Here is an 18,990-nt window from a genome sequence, read left to right as displayed (position 1 = left end):
AAGGGCCAAATTGCTGGCCCTTATTTATTGGGAGATAGTCATGACTGAATATGATGTTAAGCGTGAACACTATGGCGACAAATATTACGCGACAGGTGATAAGCGCACAGCCAATCCAGCGGATGTGAAACACTTAGTTGATAAGGGTGTTTTAGTTGAACCTGCGGAAGAACCAAAACCAAAAACCACTAAAACCACAGCAAAACAGGCCAAACCAGAATGATCGATCTCGCAAAAGCCAAGTTGCATTGTCGTGTGGACCATGATGATGAAGATACTTTGATACAGGCATATATCGATGCTGCCAATGAGCAAATCCAAGCACATTTAGACCGCAAAGTTATCGCAACCGAGGCTGAGCGAGTAAATGAAAATGATCTGGTTGATAACAAGGCCTTAGATGCTGCACAGCTTCTCTTTGTTGCGCACCTTTATGCCAATCGGGAAGCCACCACTCAGGCAACGATTGAATTGCCTTTAGGATACTGGTCCTTAATCCAGCCTTTTCGTGATATGGGGGTGTGATATGGCCCAACGTGCCGGCGAACTATGCCACCGTGTAACGATTCAGCATAAAACCACGACCTATGATGAATACAACTATGAAACCGAAGCTTGGACTGAATATAAGAAACTCTGGTCGAAATTAGAATTCCTTTCAGTAAAAGATTCGATAAACGCCAAAGCCGCAGGATCAGAAACCACCGCTCGATTAAAACTACGCAAACGTGACGATATTGACTCAAGCATGCGCGTTTTGTTTGATGGTCAGACTTTCCAGATCGTGTCGCCACCTAAACCAGACAATGAAAATGGTCGGATTTATATGACGCTGGAGTTGTCATTAGTGGAGTAGGCCATGTCAGTAGAATTTAATATTGAAGGCTTGGATGAAGTTCAGGAGAAACTTAAAAGACTGGCGAATCCACGCTTGATGAAGAATGCTGCAAGGCGCTCTATGCGCAAAGCCATGGCGATTGTGCGAGATAGTGCTCGCAATGCAGCAAAAGGGATTGATGACCCGCAAACAAGCGAAAAGATTTGGAAAAATATTGCAATTGCCGCAGGGAAAACACGAAACCAGAATGAAGTGGTGATGCGTGTCGGTGTGCGCGGTGGTGCTTCATTTTCCAATCCAAATCCACCCAATACAAGCGGTGGTGATACGCGTCACTGGCGTTGGTTAGAATTTGGCTCTGTGCACAATCCACCAACTCCATTTTTACGCCCAGCACTGCAAAACAACATCCAAGCCGTAACCAATAGCTTTGCTGAAAATTTCAATAAAGAAATTGACAAGGAACTCGCAAAATTATGAACATTTTACCTGTAGTTCCGACACTGAAAGCCAGTCCTGAAGTCACAGCATTGCTCGGCACCAATCCTTTAAGAGTATTTGAAGACATTGCACCACACAAAACGCCACATCCCTATGCAGTCTGGTCGGTAGTCACAGCAAATCCTGAAAACCACTTGGATTGCCCAGCCAATATCGATCATGTGTCATTTCAGATTGTGGTTTACGACACCCAGCAGAAAAGAGCGTCAGATATTCGAGCAGCAATACGAAAGGCTTTAGAGCCACATTGCTATGTCACCAATATTCACCCGAACCATTTTGAGCGTATTGCCGATACCAATATCTTCGGTCGTGGCTTTGATGCGAATTGGTTTTTAGACAGATAACTTCACCACTTAATCAAACCGTCCTTATTGGGCGGTTTTTTTATGCCTGTTTTCAGGCAAACCACTGGCTAGAGCGACGGTTCGAAAAGCGCGTTTCCATGTTCAACGTGCCTGCCAGTTTCTTTTTTTGAGCATGATCAGGAGAATGCTATGAAGATGGTAGCGCAACCACAGACTGTATTTTTTCACAATACTCAATTATCAATTGTTGAATACAACAACCAGCCTTACGTGCCAATGAAATTGGTTGTCGAAGGTATGGGCTTGGATTGGAAGAGCCAGCACAGAAAGCTTGCTTCAAATCCGAGATGGGGTATGGTCAAAATGACCATCCCTTCAAGTGGTGGTATTCAGGAGATGCTTTGTATTCCACTGCGAAAACTATTTGGATGGTTTAATTCAATCAGTGCAAACAAAGTAAAGCCTGAATGCAAAGAGGCTGTCATCAAATACCAAGAAGAATGTGATGACGTGCTTTGGAATCACTGGACAGGCAAATTAAATGCTAGACACAAGGCTTTTGATGAGCTGAATGCAATTGATATGGATGACAAGATATCAAAAGCAAAAGGAACTCTTTTTAGTCTTGGTATGCACCAGCGTAAACGCGAAAAGAAAATCAACAAGCAGAAGCGTCAAGACTGGATTAATAAAAATACCCTATTGCTTAATTTTGGTGCTGACCTATGAGTGATGATTTAGATGAATACATCGAAATGCGCCAAGAGCTTGAGGCAATGACGCATGCAGAACTTGTTGAAGAAGTCATCAATCGAATGAAATTCCAGCAGCAAATTGTTATTGATAACTGGAATGAAAATAAAGAGCTTCGGAAAGAAGTTCAGGATAGTCGCAGATTTCTTGAATCCACTTCTGAAAATTTCAAAAAATGGAATGAAGACCTAGATGAGATTGTGGCAAAAGGGCTGTACTGGAAAAGATCCTTTTATGTCCTTTTGGTGCTCATGATCATTGTTCTTATTCATTCATTTATACAGACATAAACCCCGCCAAGTGCGGGGTTAATTATTTCCAAACCAATGCCACCACTCGGTGGCTTTTTTTATGCCTAAAATTGAGGAGTAGCTACTCATGGCGAAGAAAGGTGTTTTATCTCAGGGTACGCATGTATGGATTTTACATGGCGATACTCCAACACTCACAAAGATGGACTGCGTTAAAGCCTTTGTAATGGGCGATGACAGCACCACCGAAATCAGTACAACCTGTCTGGAAGAGCCAAAAACAGCAACATCAGACTGGGGCTTAACAACTCCAGGTGAAGGTTCGATTCAAATCGACACCGATCCTAAAAACCTTTCACACATGAAATTACTTGAGCTTGCAGCAGATCGCGCTGAAGTTGGTGTGTATGTTGGCTGGTCAGATGGCGAAGGCGTTCCAACTGTTGCTGCTGAAGATGAAGTGCTAATGCCAGCAACTCGGACATGGTCATATTTCCGCGCAATCCTGCGTAAAGGCTCTCCTGTGTTTGATGCCGACTCTCTAGTAAACCATACGGTGCCGATGAAGCGCCAGACTGAAGCACTTGATGTATTTAAGGTGGCTACACCATGAAAAAATTAAATACATCTGCACTTCTTGCGCTCTCGAGCACAGCCTTATCCGACCTATCTCCAAAGTCCCCAAAATTCATTATTAATGATGAGGAGTTTGAGGCGGATGTTTTGATTAAGTCGCTAAGCTATGATGAAGTATCAAATATGTTCAAGGGTGAAGATCCTGAAAAAATCACAGTTGCTGACGTGGTTAAGCGTCGGGTTTTGCTTACTGTCTTTAATGCGGATACGAAGAAGCCATTGTGTTCTACTATTGAAGAAGTTGGAAATCTTCACCCAGCCATCATTGGGGCGATTCATGATGCTTCGAATGAAGTGAATGATTTTTTGGGAAAGAACAAGTTAAAGTTGAAGAGCACGAACTCTGGTGTGAACTCGTCCTCAACGGAATCGGTGGAAGAACCATCGAGCAAGCCAAAAAGAAAATCACTCCAAAAGAACTAAGGGTTTGGCAGGCATATCGCAATAAATACGGCTCATTTAATATGGGCCGACGTATAGAGCAGGGCGTGGGCAATCTATACGCGCTTTATTTCAATGGCAAGGTTGAAGAAGACAAGCGTGTTGATGCTCGTATCTTTATGCCGCATGAAACAATTCCAGAGCTGACTTTTGAAGAGCAGCGCATGCAAGCCATTAAGAAGAAATCAGGTTAGCTTGGTTTCTTTGTTTTTAATTCCTTTAGCTCTTGATAAAGGGATTCATTCTTTTCCATAAGTCTAGCTTGGAGGAGGCGGCTTTGTTCAAGAGATTCGCGCATTTGCTTAATACTCTCTTCAAGAAGTCTTTGGCTTTCAATAAGTTGTGCCTGAGATATCATGGTTTTCTGATAAACATCAAAGGTTTTCTCATAAACATCAAAGCTCTCTTCAAGTCGAGCAACCACCTCCGAATTAATGGAGCGACCATGGTCGGTGGCAGATTGAGTAATTTTTTCTTTTAATTCTAAAGGCAAACGGATCTTTAGCTGCGGGTCTTCTCTGCTCATAAACATACACCAAGAAAAAAATATAGTTTATACCACCGTGGGGCATTGACAATAGAACCACCGTGGTTTAAATTTAATTAAATAGACCACGGTGGTTTATTTAAGGGAGGTTTAAAGATGAAAGAGCAAAAAAATCAACAGTACAAAATGCGGTTTTTAGATGATAAAGATCATCAAAGACTAAAAGAGCTTGCAAAGAAAGATCACTTGCCAATGAATTGGCTGATTAATCAAGCGATTAAAAAGTTTTTAAAAGAAGAGAGTGTGAAAGCATGAAATCAACAGACAACAAAAAAGCCCCTGAATCTTGGCGGAGTCGGAGCTTTAGTGTGGTCACAATAGGAAATGTAACTATGTCAAATATAACCCATATCACTGAAGCGAATCAAGTTCAGATCAGTGAACACCAATTAGAGCGCTTTGTTGATTTTATTAACAATGCAGAAGAAGGCTTTAGCGCACTAGAAACCTTAGTTCGCTTGATTATGGAAAAGTCTGAGAAGCACACCACTGCTTACACACTGGCAGCCATCACTTGGGATAAGTTGGATGACTGGGTAGGCGCATGTCATGAAGAAATCAGATACTTCAAACAGCACTCACCAAAAGCGGCGAACTTGGTTTTAAAGGAGTGTGCAGCATGAATGCAAAACTAAATAATACGGTAATGGTTGCTGATAAAGCTTTATCTATTGTTGAGTATCAAGGTCAGCGTGTTGTAACTTTTGCGATGATTGATGAAGTTCATGGGCGACCAGAGGGGACGGCTCGCAAGCGTTTTAACGACAATAAAGACCGCCTAGTCAACAATGAAGACTTCTATCTTGTTGATTCATCTCAAAAGTCCGAATTTCGGACATTTGGGATTGAGGTTCCAAACAGGGGTTTAACCTTGATAACCGAATCAGGCTACTTAATGTTAGTGAAATCATTCACTGATGACTTAGCTTGGAAAGTTCAAAAGCAATTAGTGAAAGGGTATTTCAAAGCTAAAGAATTGGTTGAAAACTTCGACCCAATGAAAGCACTCTCCGATCCTAACGCTTTGCGAGGCTTATTGCTTGGTTATTCTGAAAAAGTAATTGAGCTAGAGCATAAGGTTGAAGAAATGGCTCAAGATGTAAATGCTTATGAGCGAATTGCAAAAGCTGACGGTAGTTTCTGCTTGACCGATGCAGCTAAAGCATTGCAAATGCGACCTAAAGACCTTATTTCTCACCTATCCAGTGAGAAGATGAAATGGATATATAAACGCGCGGGCAACTCTCATTGGTTGGGTTATTCGGACAAAGTGCAGGCAGGCTGTCTTGAACACAAGGTTACAGAAGTAACGCGCGGAGATGGTACAACAAAAATCACCGAGCAAGTCCGCATTACTCCGAAAGGATTGGCGAAGTTGGCTAAGGATCAGGGTGGTCAAAGTGAAGCTTGATCGACTGGATGAGCATACTTTAAAAATGAGCAAGGAAGAGCTTCTGATTGAGCTTAACGATCAGATTGAGCTTACGTCTGAGATAATGCGCCTTGACCGTGAAGAAATTCAAGAGTGGAGATTGGAGTGTGATAAATATCAACAAAGCGCCTTCAGGTGGAGGTGGAGTTTTTATTTTCTATTCTTGATTCTGGTAATTATTGCATTCGCTCTCAACTAAACACAGACCCACTTCGGTGGGTTTCTTTTTATACAATAAATTAGTATCTTGTATTACTTATAAGAGGGTTTTTACATGAAGAAATTATTGATTGCGGCGTTTGTATGTTTAGGATTGACTGGATGTGTTAGTCCATCAGGTGACATGTTAAATAACAATTTCACGACTATTTTGCCTAACGATAAAACACTAAATGGATATTGGTCTGGAAACAATGGGCCTTATTTAGTTACCTTTAAGTTTAATGGAGATGGCACGGGATTAATGTGCTCTAGTTACAATGATAAAAACACATTAGAAAAACTTAAAATTAACAATGGTGTTATATATATGCAGAACGGACTAAAGCAAACAATTCTAAAAAGCACTGAAACAGATTTGGTTTTAAGGGTTAATTATCTTGGTTCAGCCACTTTTAATTATGCGCCAGATACAAATTTAACTAACGCTTCGCCCTACTGTGAGAAAAGCTTATAGTAGATACAAAGTATTTATAGACCTCGCGAAAGCGGGGTTTTTTATTGACCAGAGGTTTATATGAGCACCAAACTTGGAACCCTTACCTTAGATTTAATTGCCAAGATTGGTGGCTTTACTGGGCCAATCAGAGATGCTGAAAGACAAACACAATCCAGTTTTGACAAAATGCGAAAGCATGTTAATTCCTATGGAGCTATGGCAATTGCAGGTGCTGCTGCTGTTGGTGCCGGTGTATTTGCAATGGCAAAGGAATATGCCAATGCTGCGCGTGAAATTCAAACCTTTGCCTCAATTTCAAATGCCAATACGCAAGAATTTCAAAAGATGGCAGCTGGTGCGGAAACTGTTGGTATTCCGATGGATAAGCTGTCCGATCAACTTAAAGATTTTAATGAAAAATTAGGTGAGTTCATCACTATTGGTTCTGGTGGGGCTGTAGATTTTTTTGAGCAGATTGCAGTCAAGACAGAGGGTTCTGCAGAGGGCGCGAGAAAATTAGCACTTGAAATGCAAAACCTTTCAGGCCCGAAAGCGCTCCAGCTCTATGTAGATAAATTAGAAGAGGCAGGCGTTACACAACAACAAATGTCTTTCTATCTGGAAAGCATGGCATCTGATACAACCAATCTTATTCCGCTTTTAAAAGATGGTGGCAAGGGTTTTGGGTTTTGGGCGGATGCCGCAGAACGTGCCGGGCTAATGAGTGAGGAAACAATAGCTAAGGCTGGTGAGTTAACAGTTCAAATGAAGCTATTGGATTTGCAAGTTAAGGGCGCAAAAAATCAATTCATTCAAGGCTTAATGCCTGCACTTGTTTCTGTTGGTGATGCGATGTCTGGCGCAACAGTGGAAACAAACTTAATGTCTGAGGCAGGTGAAACACTTGGTGATGTATTTAAAGGTGTTGCCGTATTCGCTATTGGTGTGCATGCCACCGTAAAAATGCTATCAAATGCAATAGCGGGCTTGGCTGTAGAAACGGTAAAAGCAAAAAATATAATTGATTTATCCGCAGATGGTGGTACTTGGGCTGATAATTTACCCGGTATCAAACTGGCAAAAAACGCAGTTCTTACTGCTATTAATATGCGTGCACCAGACAGCGCAACGAATATGGCTCTACAAGATAATAGGGATATTGCAGATGACTCACTAGCTGTAATTAAGAGAATGTACAGTGGGGCAACTGAAGCTGCAACAAAAGCTGCGGCTGAACTTATAAAAAATCAACAAGGTGTTACGTCTGGTTCTGATGAATGGATTAAAAAACAAAACCAAGCTGCTAATGCAACAAATGCCGCAACTGATGCCCTGAAAAAACAGCAGGAGCAGGCGCGTGCTTCAATTTCGTATGATTATCTAGATGATTTTGCCAAGTTTGCTGAAGATCATAAGCGCCAAATGGCTGAAATTCAAAAAGCTAATTTCGGCCCACAGGAATCTGAATATTTAACCAAGGCTAAAGCGCGATATGAATTTGAAGAGGAGATGTATCTTCGTCAAATCACCGAGGAAATCAATGATTTCAAATGGTCTGAAGAGCAGAAGCTTAATTACTTCTATGAAACTCAGCGAATTATTGTAAATGAGTCGGGGAAATACAATGACGAAATCAAGGAATTAAAACTCAAGGCCTTAGATGAGCAGTACGCGCTTGAACTTCAAAAAGCTAGATTTCATGCTCAAAATGTGCAGCAAGCTATGCGGGACAGTATCAAGGGTCTCTCGTATGGGGTTGATGAAATCTTTGCTCAAGCAACCATGTCACCGCAAGATTATGCAAAATGGTCTTTGGAGAATGACCGATCTAATGCTCAGGCTAACCTTAAAAATCAGCGTGTGAGTGTTGAGCAGGACATCATGACCAGCGACGCCTATTCAACTGATGACGAGCGATACGAAGCATTACTGGAAGCGCATCAAGAATACCGCGACGCGATGGCTGCGATTGATGTTGATTACAATACTCAGGCGAAAGAACTGGCTCAGATCCAATACGAAGATCAGTTGCATTTATATAGTTCGCTTCTTTCTCAGTCATCTCAGGTATGGGGCACAATGACTGAAATGGTCAAGGACTCTAAAGGCGAGCAATCCAAAACATACAAAGCCATGTTCCTAGCTCAACAAGCTATTGCGATCGGACAAGCAATTATCAGTACTGAACTTGCTGCTATGCAACCACTTGCCCAGATGGGTGTTTTTGGTATTCCTGCTTCACTTCTAATTAGAGGTATGGGTTATGCATCAGTTGGCATTATCGCAGCTCAGACAGTTGCTGGTATGGCCCACGACGGTATCGATAACATCCCGAAAGAAGGCACTTGGCTTTTGGATAAAGGTGAACGTGTTGTTGATAGCCGTACCAATAGTGACTTGAAGAATTATCTTTCTGCTTCTAAGTCTGGTTCAGGTGTCAATGTAAATATCAATATTCCACCTGGCTATACAGCAAAACAAAGCCGTACTGAAAATGGAATCACTGTTGATATTGTTGAACAGATTGTTGATCAAAAACTTAACAATGTAAGACGGCCAAATAGTGCTGAATCATCAATCTTTCAAGAAGCCTTTGGCTTAGCGCCAGTCCGTTAAGGGGAAAATATGAACACATTTATGCTTTGCCCTTTGCAAGAAGGGTACAGCTTCACTGTGGGTAATAATCTGAGAGAGCAACAACTCGAAGGTGGAATGCCACGTCAAGTGGTGAAATTTATCGGAGCTGTACATACAGTCAATGCCAGTATTCTTTTAAAAGATCGTCGTGCGCGTCAGTATTTTTGGGCGTTTTGGCGCACCAATCAAACCCAAATGTGGCGGTGGCGGCTTTCACTGGATAATGGCGCTCTTGAGGATTGTTTGTGCCAGTTTTCTGCTGAAAATGCGCCACAGGAAAACTTCATTGATGGCCCAATCCGTAAAGTCGGCATTAATATTTATGTGGTGCCCATTAAGCGTGACTCTGCATTTGATCAATCTATTGTTGAGCTGTGGCAATCGGGTTTAATCAATAATTTAAGTGATCTTGAAAAAATTCCGAATGTTTGGCTGCCTGATGCCTTGGGGGTATAAGTGGAAATCACCAATGATATGTTAGCCGTGCTCGACCAATCAGCAGGACCAGCAGGCTTAATTGAATGTATTGAGATTTCACATTCTAAATGGCCTTGGGTTTTACGTTATGTCATCAATTCAAATGAAGCAATGACATTAACACATGAGGATGGACAAGCATTTGAGTACATCTATGCACCCGTGACGATTTCAAGATCTTCTGATCAGGATACTTTAGAGCAGGAATTAAGTTTTACTCTAGGCGATGTCGGTGAGGCTGTACCTGCACTGATTGATTTGTTTATTCATGATGAAGTAATCGAACTCCCCATAGTGTCTTATCGTGCTTATTTAATGGGGCATTACGATGCCCCTATATTTGTGGCACGTGATCTTGAACTCGAAAGTGTGATGAGAGACTGGAAAGGCACACGTGGAGATTCAAGAGCGCCGGGTCTTAATGACAATGGTAATGGTGATGTGTATTCGCCCAGTACTGACCCAAGCTTGGGAGGTTTTTACTAATGATCAATGCGCTATTTCATTGTGAATATAATCCACAGAAATTTCATTGCGTTCATTTCGTCATCCAAGCCGCGCAATTAATTTACGGCCTAGATTATTCAAAATGTTTTGTTGGTTTGACTGGATCACTGGATGAAGCAATTAAAACATCACGAACTACAGTGCATCAGAATAGGCTTATAAAGCGGCCTATTGAGGGCTGTATTGTCCTCATGACTTATCAAGACGGAAGCTCACATGTTGGGCTTTTTTATCGCCACCGCATTTTTCATTTAACCGAAAAAGGGGTGTCTAGACCCACATTAAATGAAATAAAACCATTGTTTAAAAGGATGCGTTTTTATGAGCCAAATTTGCATCATTCAGAATGGACTGGATCAGAGTGAACAAGAAGTACTACAGTCTGAAAATGTACTCAAGGCATTTTTAGAGGTAAAAGCAGAACACCCAAAAGCCCGTATTTATTTGGGTAATCCATGTCTTGAAAATGACATTACGCCCACTTCTCAAGATAAGGCCAGTATTGCCCAACTCTTAGAGTTAGATCAGGATTGCACGATTGTGTGCCATTCAGGTGATGTGATTTCTGCGGTCACGACTGCATTTGTTAAGCTTTTTGGAGCTGCTGTTCAGGCTTTTGTCAAAACACCCACCACTCAGTTTGACAGAGGCACGTCCACAGGTTCAAGCAACAATAATTTATCCAATCCTGAAAATAAGCAGCGTATCAAAGAGCGCCTTCCATATATTTTAGGTGCGCCCAAAGCGATTCCTGACTTATATGCACCGGCACTTCGATACTTTAAAGAAGGGGTTGAAGTAGAAGAGTTACTTTTATGCTTATGTGAAAATCCTGTGCAAGTCTCCAACTTCAAAGAGGGTGATACACCGGTTGCAGAAATACCAGGGAAGTCGGTCACTGCCTATGGTTTGAATCAATCGATTATTGGCACTGAAAATATTTATAAAATTGGTGATACCTTTACTGAAGCGCCTGTGATTGCGAAACAAAATAGCTCTGTGAATGGTCAAACTTTATTAGCACCGAATGGCACACGTGTTGAACGTAATGATATTTATTTTGTCTACCCCAACCAGATTAAAACCTTAAATGAAACAGGGAATTTTGAAAGCTTTTTAGTCAATGAATCAGTAATTATTGAGGGAGCAAATTATGGAATTGCCGATCTAGCCATTACTGGGCCCGTTGATATTGATTATGTGGCAGGTTCGATTTCAATCAGTTCAACACAAACAGCGGTTAATTTTCAGGACTTTCGCAAAATTAATATCACTGCGATGCTGATCACCGATCCAGTGAATGGCCAACTCGATTTAGCAGGTTTATATGATGTTGAAACAATTTCATATAGTTCTGGGGTCTACACGATTAAGCTGTTAAACCCAACCAATACCAATGCTAATTTTTCAAATTTAACGGCAGATGCGACGACCAATATAAGTGCCAATCTCACTGCCAATACAGCCAATATCTTCTTGGATGGCACATATACAGTGACGGGAATTGATCGAGCCAATAAGCTGATGACATTGGCCACACCCAGTACCACCAATCCAGATTGGAATAAGTTGGCCAATCTAACAGGACAGCAAACCCCAGTCGGAAATATCAAACTTCGCGGGAGTCAGGAAAATTATATTGGTTGGTTTACGATTGATTCACAGCAAGCCAAAGGTCTGCTTCTAAATTTTCGCGCAGGAAATGGTATTTATCGAGGCTCAAATGCTTTAACTGTAAACATAGTGGTCGAGTATCAACAAGTCATTCATGGTGTGCCAACTGGTGCGATATTAAGTGAATCAGTCAGCCTAACAGGTAAAGCCAACAATCGGGATGCAGTCGGTGCATCTATGTGGATTGATCTACCATTTTCAGGTGCTGTACGTTTTCGTGCACGTCGAACCAATGACAATGGTGACGATGCAGATATGATGGATGAAACCAAGTTTTACCAGGCATATGCCTATCATCATTTAGAAAAATTGGTTTATTCAAATCGTATTTTGATTCGTGCCAGAACCGTGGCCACTGCTAATGCAACCAGTCAAGATTCACGGCAATTAAATTGTATAGCTGAAAGTTTGGTCTATAGCTATCGAGGCGGGGTGAGGTCGACAGAGCGTATTGCATCACGCAATATTGCTGATCTAACCATTGATTTAGCCTTGCACCCAAAAATTGGTAGACGCAATGAATCAGAAATTGATTTTGATCGTATTTATCAAGTGGTGGATGATATTGAAGCCTATTTTGGCTCTACACGTATGGCTGAGTTTAATTACACGCTAGACAATAGCAATATGTCATTTGAAGAAATGACGCGCTTAATTGCAGCTGCTACCTGCACACATGATCGTCGTGTCAATCGCAAGATTTATTACGAGCTAGAAAGCCTTGAAAATGAGCCTTTGATCTTATTTAATCATCGCAATAAGAAGGCTAAAACTGAATCACGTACTTTTAATTTTCGAGTTGAGAACAACCATGATGGCATTGAATTAAGCTATGTCGATTCAGATGGCGGGTGGATTGAAAAAACACTCAAAATCCCAGATGAAAACATTAAGAATGCCAAAAAAATTGAAGGCAAAGGCATTGTGTACAAAGAGCAGGCGCATATTGTCGCTTGGCGTGAATGGAACAAGATGTTGTTTACTCGAGTGACCGCACGTTTTACCGCATATGGTGAAAGTGATTGGGCATTTCGTGGCGACTGTATTTTGAATACGGATGATACACGGCTTGGAAATTGCACCAGTGGTGAAATTCTGAATTGGAATAATCTCTCAATTGAGGTTTCACAGCCATTTCAATTATTGGTAGATCAGCAATACATCATTCACTTACAGTTGAAAAGCGGTGCAATTGATGTGATGAAAATTGCGCAAGGCGAAGATGAATATCACTTTGTGCTAGAACGTCCACCGATTGAATCGCTTGTCACCACGGGACAGGTCAAAACCGTATATTCAGTCACGACAGACGATAGACAGAATGAACAAAAGTTTCTTGTATCAAGCAAGAAACCCATTGATGTGTTTGAGAATGAAGTAAGCGCGATCAATTTTGATGAGCGTTATTACCGAAATGATCAAGACATTATAAACAATTTGATTTAAATGAATTTCAACTTATGCCCGCTTAATTGCGGGCTTTTTTATGGAATATAGATATGGCTGAGATGTTGAGTAAGTCAGACTTCGATGCAATTAAACGTGATATTGAAGATGCAGGAAAGACTGTAAATACAGATGCGGTTATTGATCCGCGATACGGCGATCAGTACAAATCTTTTCCGATGCTTTCACGTCTTTTTGAGGCAATGTTGGATCAGGGTCTTTTAGACTTAGATGAGCTTAATCAGGTAATTCAGATTGCTGCGGCGGCTGGAGCTGGCGCAAATGGGTGGACCGCATCGCTTGTTATCGATGGGGATAAAACACAGAAGCAGATTAATGATAATTTGCTTGGCGACAACGGTTCTAAGTTCGTTAATCTAACTCTTTCAAATGTAGCAAATGCAGTTAAAAAAAGCTTATATGAAACAGTGATTGACCAAGTTATCAATGTGAAATGGTTTGGAGCAAAAGGGGATTGGAATACCACCACACAAACTGGCACAGATGATACAGTCGCAATTCAAAATGCTATTAACTATTACGCCACGTTAGGTAGTCGACGTGTTGGTGGTACAGGAGCAATTAAGCTCCCTGCTGGAAACTACCGATACAGCTCACTAACAATTCCTGACAATATTGGCTTTAACTTGTCGTTCATAGGGGATGGTAAGCAAACAACTCATTTATGGGCAGATCACAATGATCCAAATCCTGCATTCGATAGTAAAATTGAATTTGTACAGTTTATTGATTTAACAATATTTGGTGCGTTATCTGACAATATTGGATATACAAATGCTAAGACAGTTGGCTTTAAAGGGCAACTAACAAACAATTACGCAGATATTGATGTTGAATTCAAGAACTGCGGAATTTTTTGCTGGAATGAATTTGCAAACATTTATGGGCGTGGCTTTATTGCTGATGGCTGTACGATTGGTCTTGTACAAACATTATTAAATGTAGTTTGTAGTGAGGATACTGCGTTTATTGCAGGGCGCGCGTCTAATGCTATCAAGACGGGAATGCGCCACTATACCTTTCGTAATAATCGATTTGATGGTGTTGGTTGCCTTATGAAGGTTACGGGAACAGGTGCACAGAAAGATCATATTAATGACGTAATTATGATGGGTAATGATGCATTGTATGTGGATAGACTCATTCAAGCAGATGACGCGACCGTAAAAAGAGCATTAATTTTAGGTAATAATGCATTAATGTCATTTGCAGGTGGGGTAATCCAAGGTAAATCATTTAAAGGGGTTTCAGTTGCACACAACAACTTTGCAAAAGATTATGATGATACGGTTATTCCCTCATCTGCATCACAAGCTATCGATCTAATCCTATTGTCAACAGGCGCATCGGAAGGTGTAAATGTTTCTCACAATAATGTTAAGTGTTTAAAAAGTACGCCTGTAAATGTAGGTGCTGGATCTAAAAATATTAAAGTTGTTCATAACCAATTCGATTCAGCTTGGGAGCCAAACTTTGGGACATCATCTGGCACTAAGTATATTGTATATAGTGCAGGAGATATTGATGGTCTTAATATTGAGGAAAATCAATTCACAAGCATTGGGGCTACAGGCACATTTAAGGTATTTAATGATGCTGTTCAAACCTCAAAAAATACTCGGGTTCGAAGCAATCTAGCACCATTTAAATGGAATGATGTTCGATTATCGTTTATTCCAAAGTTACTTGTTAATGGCACAGCATCAGCTACAGCCTCTACCGCCTCACATGGGCGCTACTATTTAGATGATGCATATGTTTATGTTGAAGTGATGCTCTCTATTAATCCTGTAGAGTCTTCTGGTGAGCTAGCAATATCATTGCCTTCCGTTGCAGCTGTAGCAGAAAATTCTGCTATATCCACAGGGTATGCTGGTAACGGTGTTATTGCACGCTATGTTGGCTTTACGGCAGCGGCTGGAACGGCAATGTCACCAGTACTTGTAAATCCATCCAATCAGCAAGCAGAGCTGTGGAAAATATCAAATATGACGCAAGCGCGTCTAACTGCTGCCGATAGATCTGGCACTATAACTCTGTATGCAACTTTTAAATATCGTTACTAAGGTTTTTATTAACCAGTTTGGCTGTTAAAATGCCAAAAAAAGTAAACGAGTAACTTAATGGAATTTAGAAAGGATATTAATGGGTTGAGAGCAATAGCAGTAATTGTTGTTGTTCTCTTTCATTTTAATGTTGTTGGATTTTCTGGGGGGTTTATTGGAGTTGATATTTTCTTTGTAATATCAGGCTTCTTGATGACAAAAATCATTAATTCTAGAATCCAAGAAAATAATTTTAGTATTATAAATTTCTATTTGGCTAGGGGGAGACGAATTATACCGCCACTGGCAATTTTAAGCATACTTGTTATGGTTTTTGGGTGGTTTACTCTCGCACCCATTGAATATAAAACTCTTTCTAAGCATGTTGTGAGCAGTATTACTTTTCTGTCTAACTTTATTTATCAGAAAGAAGCAGGATATTTTGATTTAGACTCATCTTACAAACTACTACTACACACATGGTCTCTATCGGCTGAATGGCAATTTTATCTAATTTACCCTTTGGTATTTATTCTCTTTAAAAGGCACATCTTTAAGGCGATTTTGTGCTTAACGGCATTTAGTTTTGCTCTTTCAATTTATTACTCTTATAACAATCCTTCGATTTCTTATTTTCTTGTACATTGCAGAGCATGGGAGATGCTTGCTGGCGCAATAGTTTATTTTTTAAAGGAAAAACAGAGCGAACAAATAAAGTCTTACTTCTGGTTAGGGTTAGCATTAATTACTTTAGGGTTAATATTTGTAGATAAAAGCACTGCATGGCCTGGTGTTTTGGCATTGCTACCTGTTGTTGGTACAGCATTGATAATTTATAGCAATGTTCAGGATAGCCCTTTATTTAATAACAAGCCAACCATGTACATAGGTAGGTCTTCTTACTCAATTTATCTATGGCACTGGCCTGTATTTGCTTTCATGAATATTTACGGGGTTAGCTGGAATTTTGCTGCAATAACATTCGGCATTGGATTGTCATTATTGTTAGGCTTTTTAAGCTATGAACTTGTAGAGAAAAAAATTGATATTCGTCATAAGAAATACAAGGGAGTAGCTGTTTTTGCAGTAATAACAATGCTTGTGAGTACTCCTGCGCTTGCAGTATATTTTAAAAGTGGTATTCAACAGCGAGTATCGAATGAAGTAGTAAAGGCTGAAGTATTCACAAAACTTCGGAATGAATACAATCAAAAATGTCTACTTAAATCTGGCTTAGAAATAGCAAATTGCTATATAGGTAGAAAAAATCAGCACGAAGATCCATCTGTTATTATCATTGGAGATAGTCATTCAGATGCGAGTCTTACAGCAGTGATATCTTCATTGCCTAAAGAAAATAATGGGGTCTTATTTTTAGGCTATCAAAACTGTTTGCCGATTCAAGATGTGAAAGTGCATAGTGAAACTGAAGGTTTCGCATGTGGCGAATATAATAAAAAAGTATTTGAGTTTTTGAAGAACAACCACACAAAAAGTACAGTTTTAATTATTAATAGGACATCAGCTTATATTTATGGAACTAAAGAAGGAGATCCTGATATTAATTCCAAGCCATTAGCATGGTTTAACGAAAGACCATCCTATGTGAGCAATCAGTATTTGACCGAATTTGGAAATAAATATCGAAAGACACTTTGTTCATTTAACAATGGTGAGCGTCAAGTCTACACAACTTATCCAATGCATGGATTCTCATATGATGTGCCTAAGAAAATCTCCAGAGATCTAATGCAGAACAAGCAAATTAAAAAGCTTTCTATTGATCGATCAGCTTATGAAAAGCGTAATCAGTTTGTAAAATCACAGATTGATAAAGCATCTTTAGATTGCGGAGTTAAGGTACTCGACATAGCCAAGGTGTTCTGTGACAAAGATAAGTGCTATGGGAATGATGGAATTAATTCATATTATTACGATGGTACTCATTTGAATGAGTATGGGAACAAGAAATTGATTCCTTTATTTAGAGAGATGTTTTCTTAACACCCAACAAACCACCACCAACCCTGCCTTTTAATTAAGTCGGGGTTTTTTATTACCAAAATTTAGGGGGCGCAATGCCAAATGACTACTCATCTGATCCACCAGTAGCAACAGCAGGGCAGCTTCTTGCCATCTCAGACAAGATTAATGACATATCCAAAAACATGGATAAGTTAGCTGAAATGCCTCAAAAGCTCGACCGTATGAATATGCAGTTGGAGCAATTAAATAAAGAGCATCAACAGACACGAAATGACTTAACTCAAACTCGTGACAATCTGCAAGAAGATTTAGACCGAGCAAAGTCAAACTTTAAAAGTGAGATTAAGCAACTCAGGAATGAAGTTGAGCCAAGATTTAAGGATGTGGACTCACAAATCAGGGTGCTGCACGAAAGTAAAACCAAGATCGACAGTATTACCAATCTTGTACGCTTTGGCGGCATTTTCTTAGCAGGCCTATTCGTCGTTGCTTGGAATACTCAGACGAGCAAAACAGACACAGTAAATACTCAAGCCACGACCAACGCCCAGAGCATTCAGGTTCTTGAAAAACAATCTGATCAGCTTTTAAGAACGGTTGAGGAAATCCGAAACAAACTTTATGAACGAAATATGAGAGAGGAAAAATGAAAGTCATTCCTGAAAACGCGCTGAAATATACCAGCGTCAAATGGCCCCTAATTGGGGCTTTTTTATTGGGTGTAATTCCTGTTTTATTGCAGGAGGGTATTAACACACAGCTTATCCCGACCGAATACCATTCACTGATTTTAACTATTGTTTTGCCTGCGCTGGCGTATTTCGGTAAAAAGAAATATCAACCTGAATTACATCCCGAGCCAACACTTTTAGGCTTTGCAAAACTTCCAGTCGATTCAATCACTTTTGATGAAGCATTCCGAAGGTTAATTGGTCATGAAGGCGGTTACAGTACAGATCGGCGCGATCCGGGTAACTGGACTGGTGGCAAGGTTGGAGTAGGCGTATTAAAAGGCACTAAATACGGCATTGCTGCAAACACCTACCCCAATTTGGACATTAAAAATCTTACGATTGCTCAGGCTAAGGAAATCTACAAAAAAGACTGGTGGGATAAATTGGGCGGCAATGGTCTGCATTCGGCTATCACGTTTCAGCTGTGGGATTTCGCAATTAATGCAGGAAAGAAGCGGGCAGTAATGGAGTTGCAGCAAGCAGTAGGTGTAACTGCGGATGGGGTTATTGGTCCCAAAACCATGGAAGCTGTGAATGCTCAAGACCTAAATGACGTGATTCTAACTTTGACCGCTGAGCGATTAAGGTTTTATACATCACTCTCAACATGGTCCACATACGGCAAAGGTTGGACGAATCGTGTAGCGGATAACTTAAAATATGCTGCTCAAGATAATTAGCTTAATGCTGTGCCTCCTCTTATCAGGCTGCACAGCTCATTCAATTACGACGAATGTGAATGTGGGGATTTGTGTGAAGGCTCTATAAGGGCCTTTATTTACACCAAATTTACGCCTTAAAATCGCTATACGGTTTTATAGTGTTGATTTTAAATTGTTTTTAAAATTAATTAATCCAGTCCTGCAAAGGTTGGGTGAAAGGTACAGTATTGTCCTGAGCACGTTTAACAAAAGATTCGCCCATGACTTCTGTGCGAACTTTTAAACCATTTTCATAATCTTGTTGTGACATGGAAACCTCTGAATGTGGAGTGCAAATATAGTAGCCGAGCGGTTTGGTTTTTCATCAGGTATTTGGGTTGAAAAGATGTGCGCGGGAGTCATCATTCGCTAAATTCGGGAGTATAAAGATACTCTT

General features: G+C 40.4%; 24 protein-coding genes and 1 pseudogene. 23 read left to right on the top strand and 2 right to left on the bottom strand.

The features are described 5' to 3' along the window. The first annotated feature begins 40 nt into the window (after positions 1 to 40). From AC4CU2_RS12765 to AC4CU2_RS12720, 10 genes are all read left to right on the top strand, one after another. Positions 41 to 223: a hypothetical protein gene (locus AC4CU2_RS12765; RefSeq protein ID WP_490768923.1), complete on the top strand. Its 183-nt coding sequence runs from the start codon at positions 41 to 43 to the stop codon at positions 221 to 223. Continuing rightward, the gene (locus tag AC4CU2_RS12760; RefSeq protein ID WP_490768922.1) at positions 220 to 525 is read left to right on the top strand and encodes a head-tail connector protein; all 306 of its coding nucleotides are present in this window, start codon (positions 220 to 222) and stop codon (positions 523 to 525) included. The genes AC4CU2_RS12765 and AC4CU2_RS12760 overlap by 4 nt, the downstream gene beginning before the upstream one ends. A 1-nt stretch (position 526) precedes the next feature. Further along, positions 527 to 856, top strand: a complete 330-nt coding sequence (locus AC4CU2_RS12755) for a phage head closure protein (RefSeq protein WP_490768921.1) — start codon at positions 527 to 529, stop codon at positions 854 to 856. 3 nt (positions 857 to 859) lie between these two features. Next, entirely contained in the window at positions 860 to 1,318 is a 459-nt protein-coding gene (locus AC4CU2_RS12750) for an HK97-gp10 family putative phage morphogenesis protein (RefSeq protein WP_490768920.1), read from the top strand. Next, the gene (locus AC4CU2_RS12745) at positions 1,315 to 1,686 is read left to right on the top strand and encodes a DUF3168 domain-containing protein (RefSeq protein ID WP_490768919.1); all 372 of its coding nucleotides are present in this window, start codon (positions 1,315 to 1,317) and stop codon (positions 1,684 to 1,686) included. Before AC4CU2_RS12750 ends, AC4CU2_RS12745 begins: the two co-directional genes overlap by 4 nt. A 150-nt stretch (positions 1,687 to 1,836) precedes the next feature. Then, complete coding sequence (locus tag AC4CU2_RS12740) at positions 1,837 to 2,376, top strand: phage antirepressor N-terminal domain-containing protein (RefSeq protein WP_228157168.1); 540 nt, start codon at positions 1,837 to 1,839, stop codon at positions 2,374 to 2,376. Next, positions 2,373 to 2,690: a hypothetical protein gene (locus AC4CU2_RS12735; protein ID WP_490768918.1), complete on the top strand. Its 318-nt coding sequence runs from the start codon at positions 2,373 to 2,375 to the stop codon at positions 2,688 to 2,690. The genes AC4CU2_RS12740 and AC4CU2_RS12735 overlap by 4 nt, the downstream gene beginning before the upstream one ends. Positions 2,691 to 2,778: 88 nt before the next feature. Next, positions 2,779 to 3,264 (top strand): phage tail tube protein, encoded by a 486-nt coding sequence (locus AC4CU2_RS12730; protein WP_490768917.1) that lies wholly within the window; start codon positions 2,779 to 2,781, stop codon positions 3,262 to 3,264. After that, positions 3,261 to 3,710 carry a hypothetical protein gene (locus AC4CU2_RS12725; protein ID WP_490768916.1) on the top strand — a complete coding sequence of 150 codons (450 nt, stop codon included), beginning with the start codon at positions 3,261 to 3,263 and terminating at the stop codon, positions 3,708 to 3,710. The genes AC4CU2_RS12730 and AC4CU2_RS12725 overlap by 4 nt, the downstream gene beginning before the upstream one ends. Before the next feature lie 41 nt (positions 3,711 to 3,751). After that, positions 3,752 to 3,922, top strand: a complete 171-nt coding sequence (locus AC4CU2_RS12720) for a hypothetical protein (protein ID WP_168399460.1) — start codon at positions 3,752 to 3,754, stop codon at positions 3,920 to 3,922. On the opposite strand, the gene AC4CU2_RS12715 is transcribed toward AC4CU2_RS12720, so the two are convergent. Next, complete coding sequence (locus AC4CU2_RS12715; RefSeq protein ID WP_490768915.1) at positions 3,919 to 4,254, bottom strand: Arc family DNA-binding protein; 336 nt, start codon at positions 4,252 to 4,254, stop codon at positions 3,919 to 3,921. The two genes, AC4CU2_RS12720 and AC4CU2_RS12715, sit on opposite strands and share 4 nt — an antisense overlap. Positions 4,255 to 4,371: 117 nt before the next feature. On the opposite strand from AC4CU2_RS12715, the gene AC4CU2_RS12710 reads away from it, so the two are divergent. From AC4CU2_RS12710 to AC4CU2_RS12650, 13 genes are all read left to right on the top strand, one after another. Next, the gene (locus AC4CU2_RS12710) at positions 4,372 to 4,530 is read left to right on the top strand and encodes a ribbon-helix-helix domain-containing protein (RefSeq protein WP_490768914.1); all 159 of its coding nucleotides are present in this window, start codon (positions 4,372 to 4,374) and stop codon (positions 4,528 to 4,530) included. A 77-nt stretch (positions 4,531 to 4,607) separates the two neighbouring features. Continuing rightward, on the top strand, positions 4,608 to 4,898 hold the full coding sequence (locus AC4CU2_RS12705; protein WP_490768913.1) for a hypothetical protein: 291 nt from the start codon (positions 4,608 to 4,610) through the stop codon (positions 4,896 to 4,898). Beyond that, the gene (locus tag AC4CU2_RS12700; RefSeq protein ID WP_490768912.1) at positions 4,895 to 5,686 is read left to right on the top strand and encodes a phage antirepressor KilAC domain-containing protein; all 792 of its coding nucleotides are present in this window, start codon (positions 4,895 to 4,897) and stop codon (positions 5,684 to 5,686) included. Before AC4CU2_RS12705 ends, AC4CU2_RS12700 begins: the two co-directional genes overlap by 4 nt. Next, positions 5,676 to 5,906 (top strand): hypothetical protein, encoded by a 231-nt coding sequence (locus AC4CU2_RS12695; protein WP_490768911.1) that lies wholly within the window; start codon positions 5,676 to 5,678, stop codon positions 5,904 to 5,906. Before AC4CU2_RS12700 ends, AC4CU2_RS12695 begins: the two co-directional genes overlap by 11 nt. 75 nt (positions 5,907 to 5,981) lie before the next feature. Further along, positions 5,982 to 6,383, top strand: coding sequence for a J517_1871 family lipoprotein (locus AC4CU2_RS12690; RefSeq protein WP_490768910.1), 402 nt, complete (start codon positions 5,982 to 5,984; stop codon positions 6,381 to 6,383). A 60-nt stretch (positions 6,384 to 6,443) separates the two neighbouring features. Beyond that, positions 6,444 to 8,981: a hypothetical protein gene (locus AC4CU2_RS12685; protein ID WP_490768909.1), complete on the top strand. Its 2,538-nt coding sequence runs from the start codon at positions 6,444 to 6,446 to the stop codon at positions 8,979 to 8,981. A 9-nt stretch (positions 8,982 to 8,990) separates the two neighbouring features. Next, positions 8,991 to 9,458, top strand: a complete 468-nt coding sequence (locus AC4CU2_RS12680; RefSeq protein ID WP_490768908.1) for a hypothetical protein — start codon at positions 8,991 to 8,993, stop codon at positions 9,456 to 9,458. After that, on the top strand, positions 9,459 to 9,965 hold the full coding sequence (locus AC4CU2_RS12675) for a DUF1833 family protein (RefSeq protein ID WP_490768907.1): 507 nt from the start codon (positions 9,459 to 9,461) through the stop codon (positions 9,963 to 9,965). Positions 9,966 to 10,307: 342 nt separating this feature from the next. Next, positions 10,308 to 13,106, top strand: coding sequence for a host specificity factor TipJ family phage tail protein (locus AC4CU2_RS12670; RefSeq protein WP_490768906.1), 2,799 nt, complete (start codon positions 10,308 to 10,310; stop codon positions 13,104 to 13,106). 53 nt (positions 13,107 to 13,159) lie between these two features. Then, positions 13,160 to 15,193, top strand: a complete 2,034-nt coding sequence (locus AC4CU2_RS12665) for a hypothetical protein (RefSeq protein WP_490768905.1) — start codon at positions 13,160 to 13,162, stop codon at positions 15,191 to 15,193. Positions 15,194 to 15,250: 57 nt separating this feature from the next. After that, complete coding sequence (locus tag AC4CU2_RS12660) at positions 15,251 to 17,176, top strand: acyltransferase family protein (RefSeq protein ID WP_490768904.1); 1,926 nt, start codon at positions 15,251 to 15,253, stop codon at positions 17,174 to 17,176. A gap of 74 nt (positions 17,177 to 17,250) precedes the next feature. Then, positions 17,251 to 17,808 carry a coiled-coil domain-containing protein gene (locus tag AC4CU2_RS12655; RefSeq protein ID WP_490768903.1) on the top strand — a complete coding sequence of 186 codons (558 nt, stop codon included), beginning with the start codon at positions 17,251 to 17,253 and terminating at the stop codon, positions 17,806 to 17,808. Positions 17,809 to 18,056: 248 nt separating this feature from the next. Next, positions 18,057 to 18,572 (top strand): glycoside hydrolase family 108 protein, encoded by a 516-nt coding sequence (locus AC4CU2_RS12650; RefSeq protein WP_490769237.1) that lies wholly within the window; start codon positions 18,057 to 18,059, stop codon positions 18,570 to 18,572. Positions 18,573 to 18,741: 169 nt separating this feature from the next. Here the strand turns inward: AC4CU2_RS12650 and AC4CU2_RS12645 are convergent. Beyond that, positions 18,742 to 18,864: pseudogene (locus AC4CU2_RS12645) on the bottom strand (carboxymuconolactone decarboxylase family protein); the annotation flags it as partial. Between the last annotated feature and the right edge of the window lie 126 nt (positions 18,865 to 18,990).

The organism is Acinetobacter sp. 797_lipA (assembly GCF_058243025.1).
Note: the sequence above shows the minus strand (reverse complement) of the source record. Positions and strands in the feature narration are given on the sequence as shown.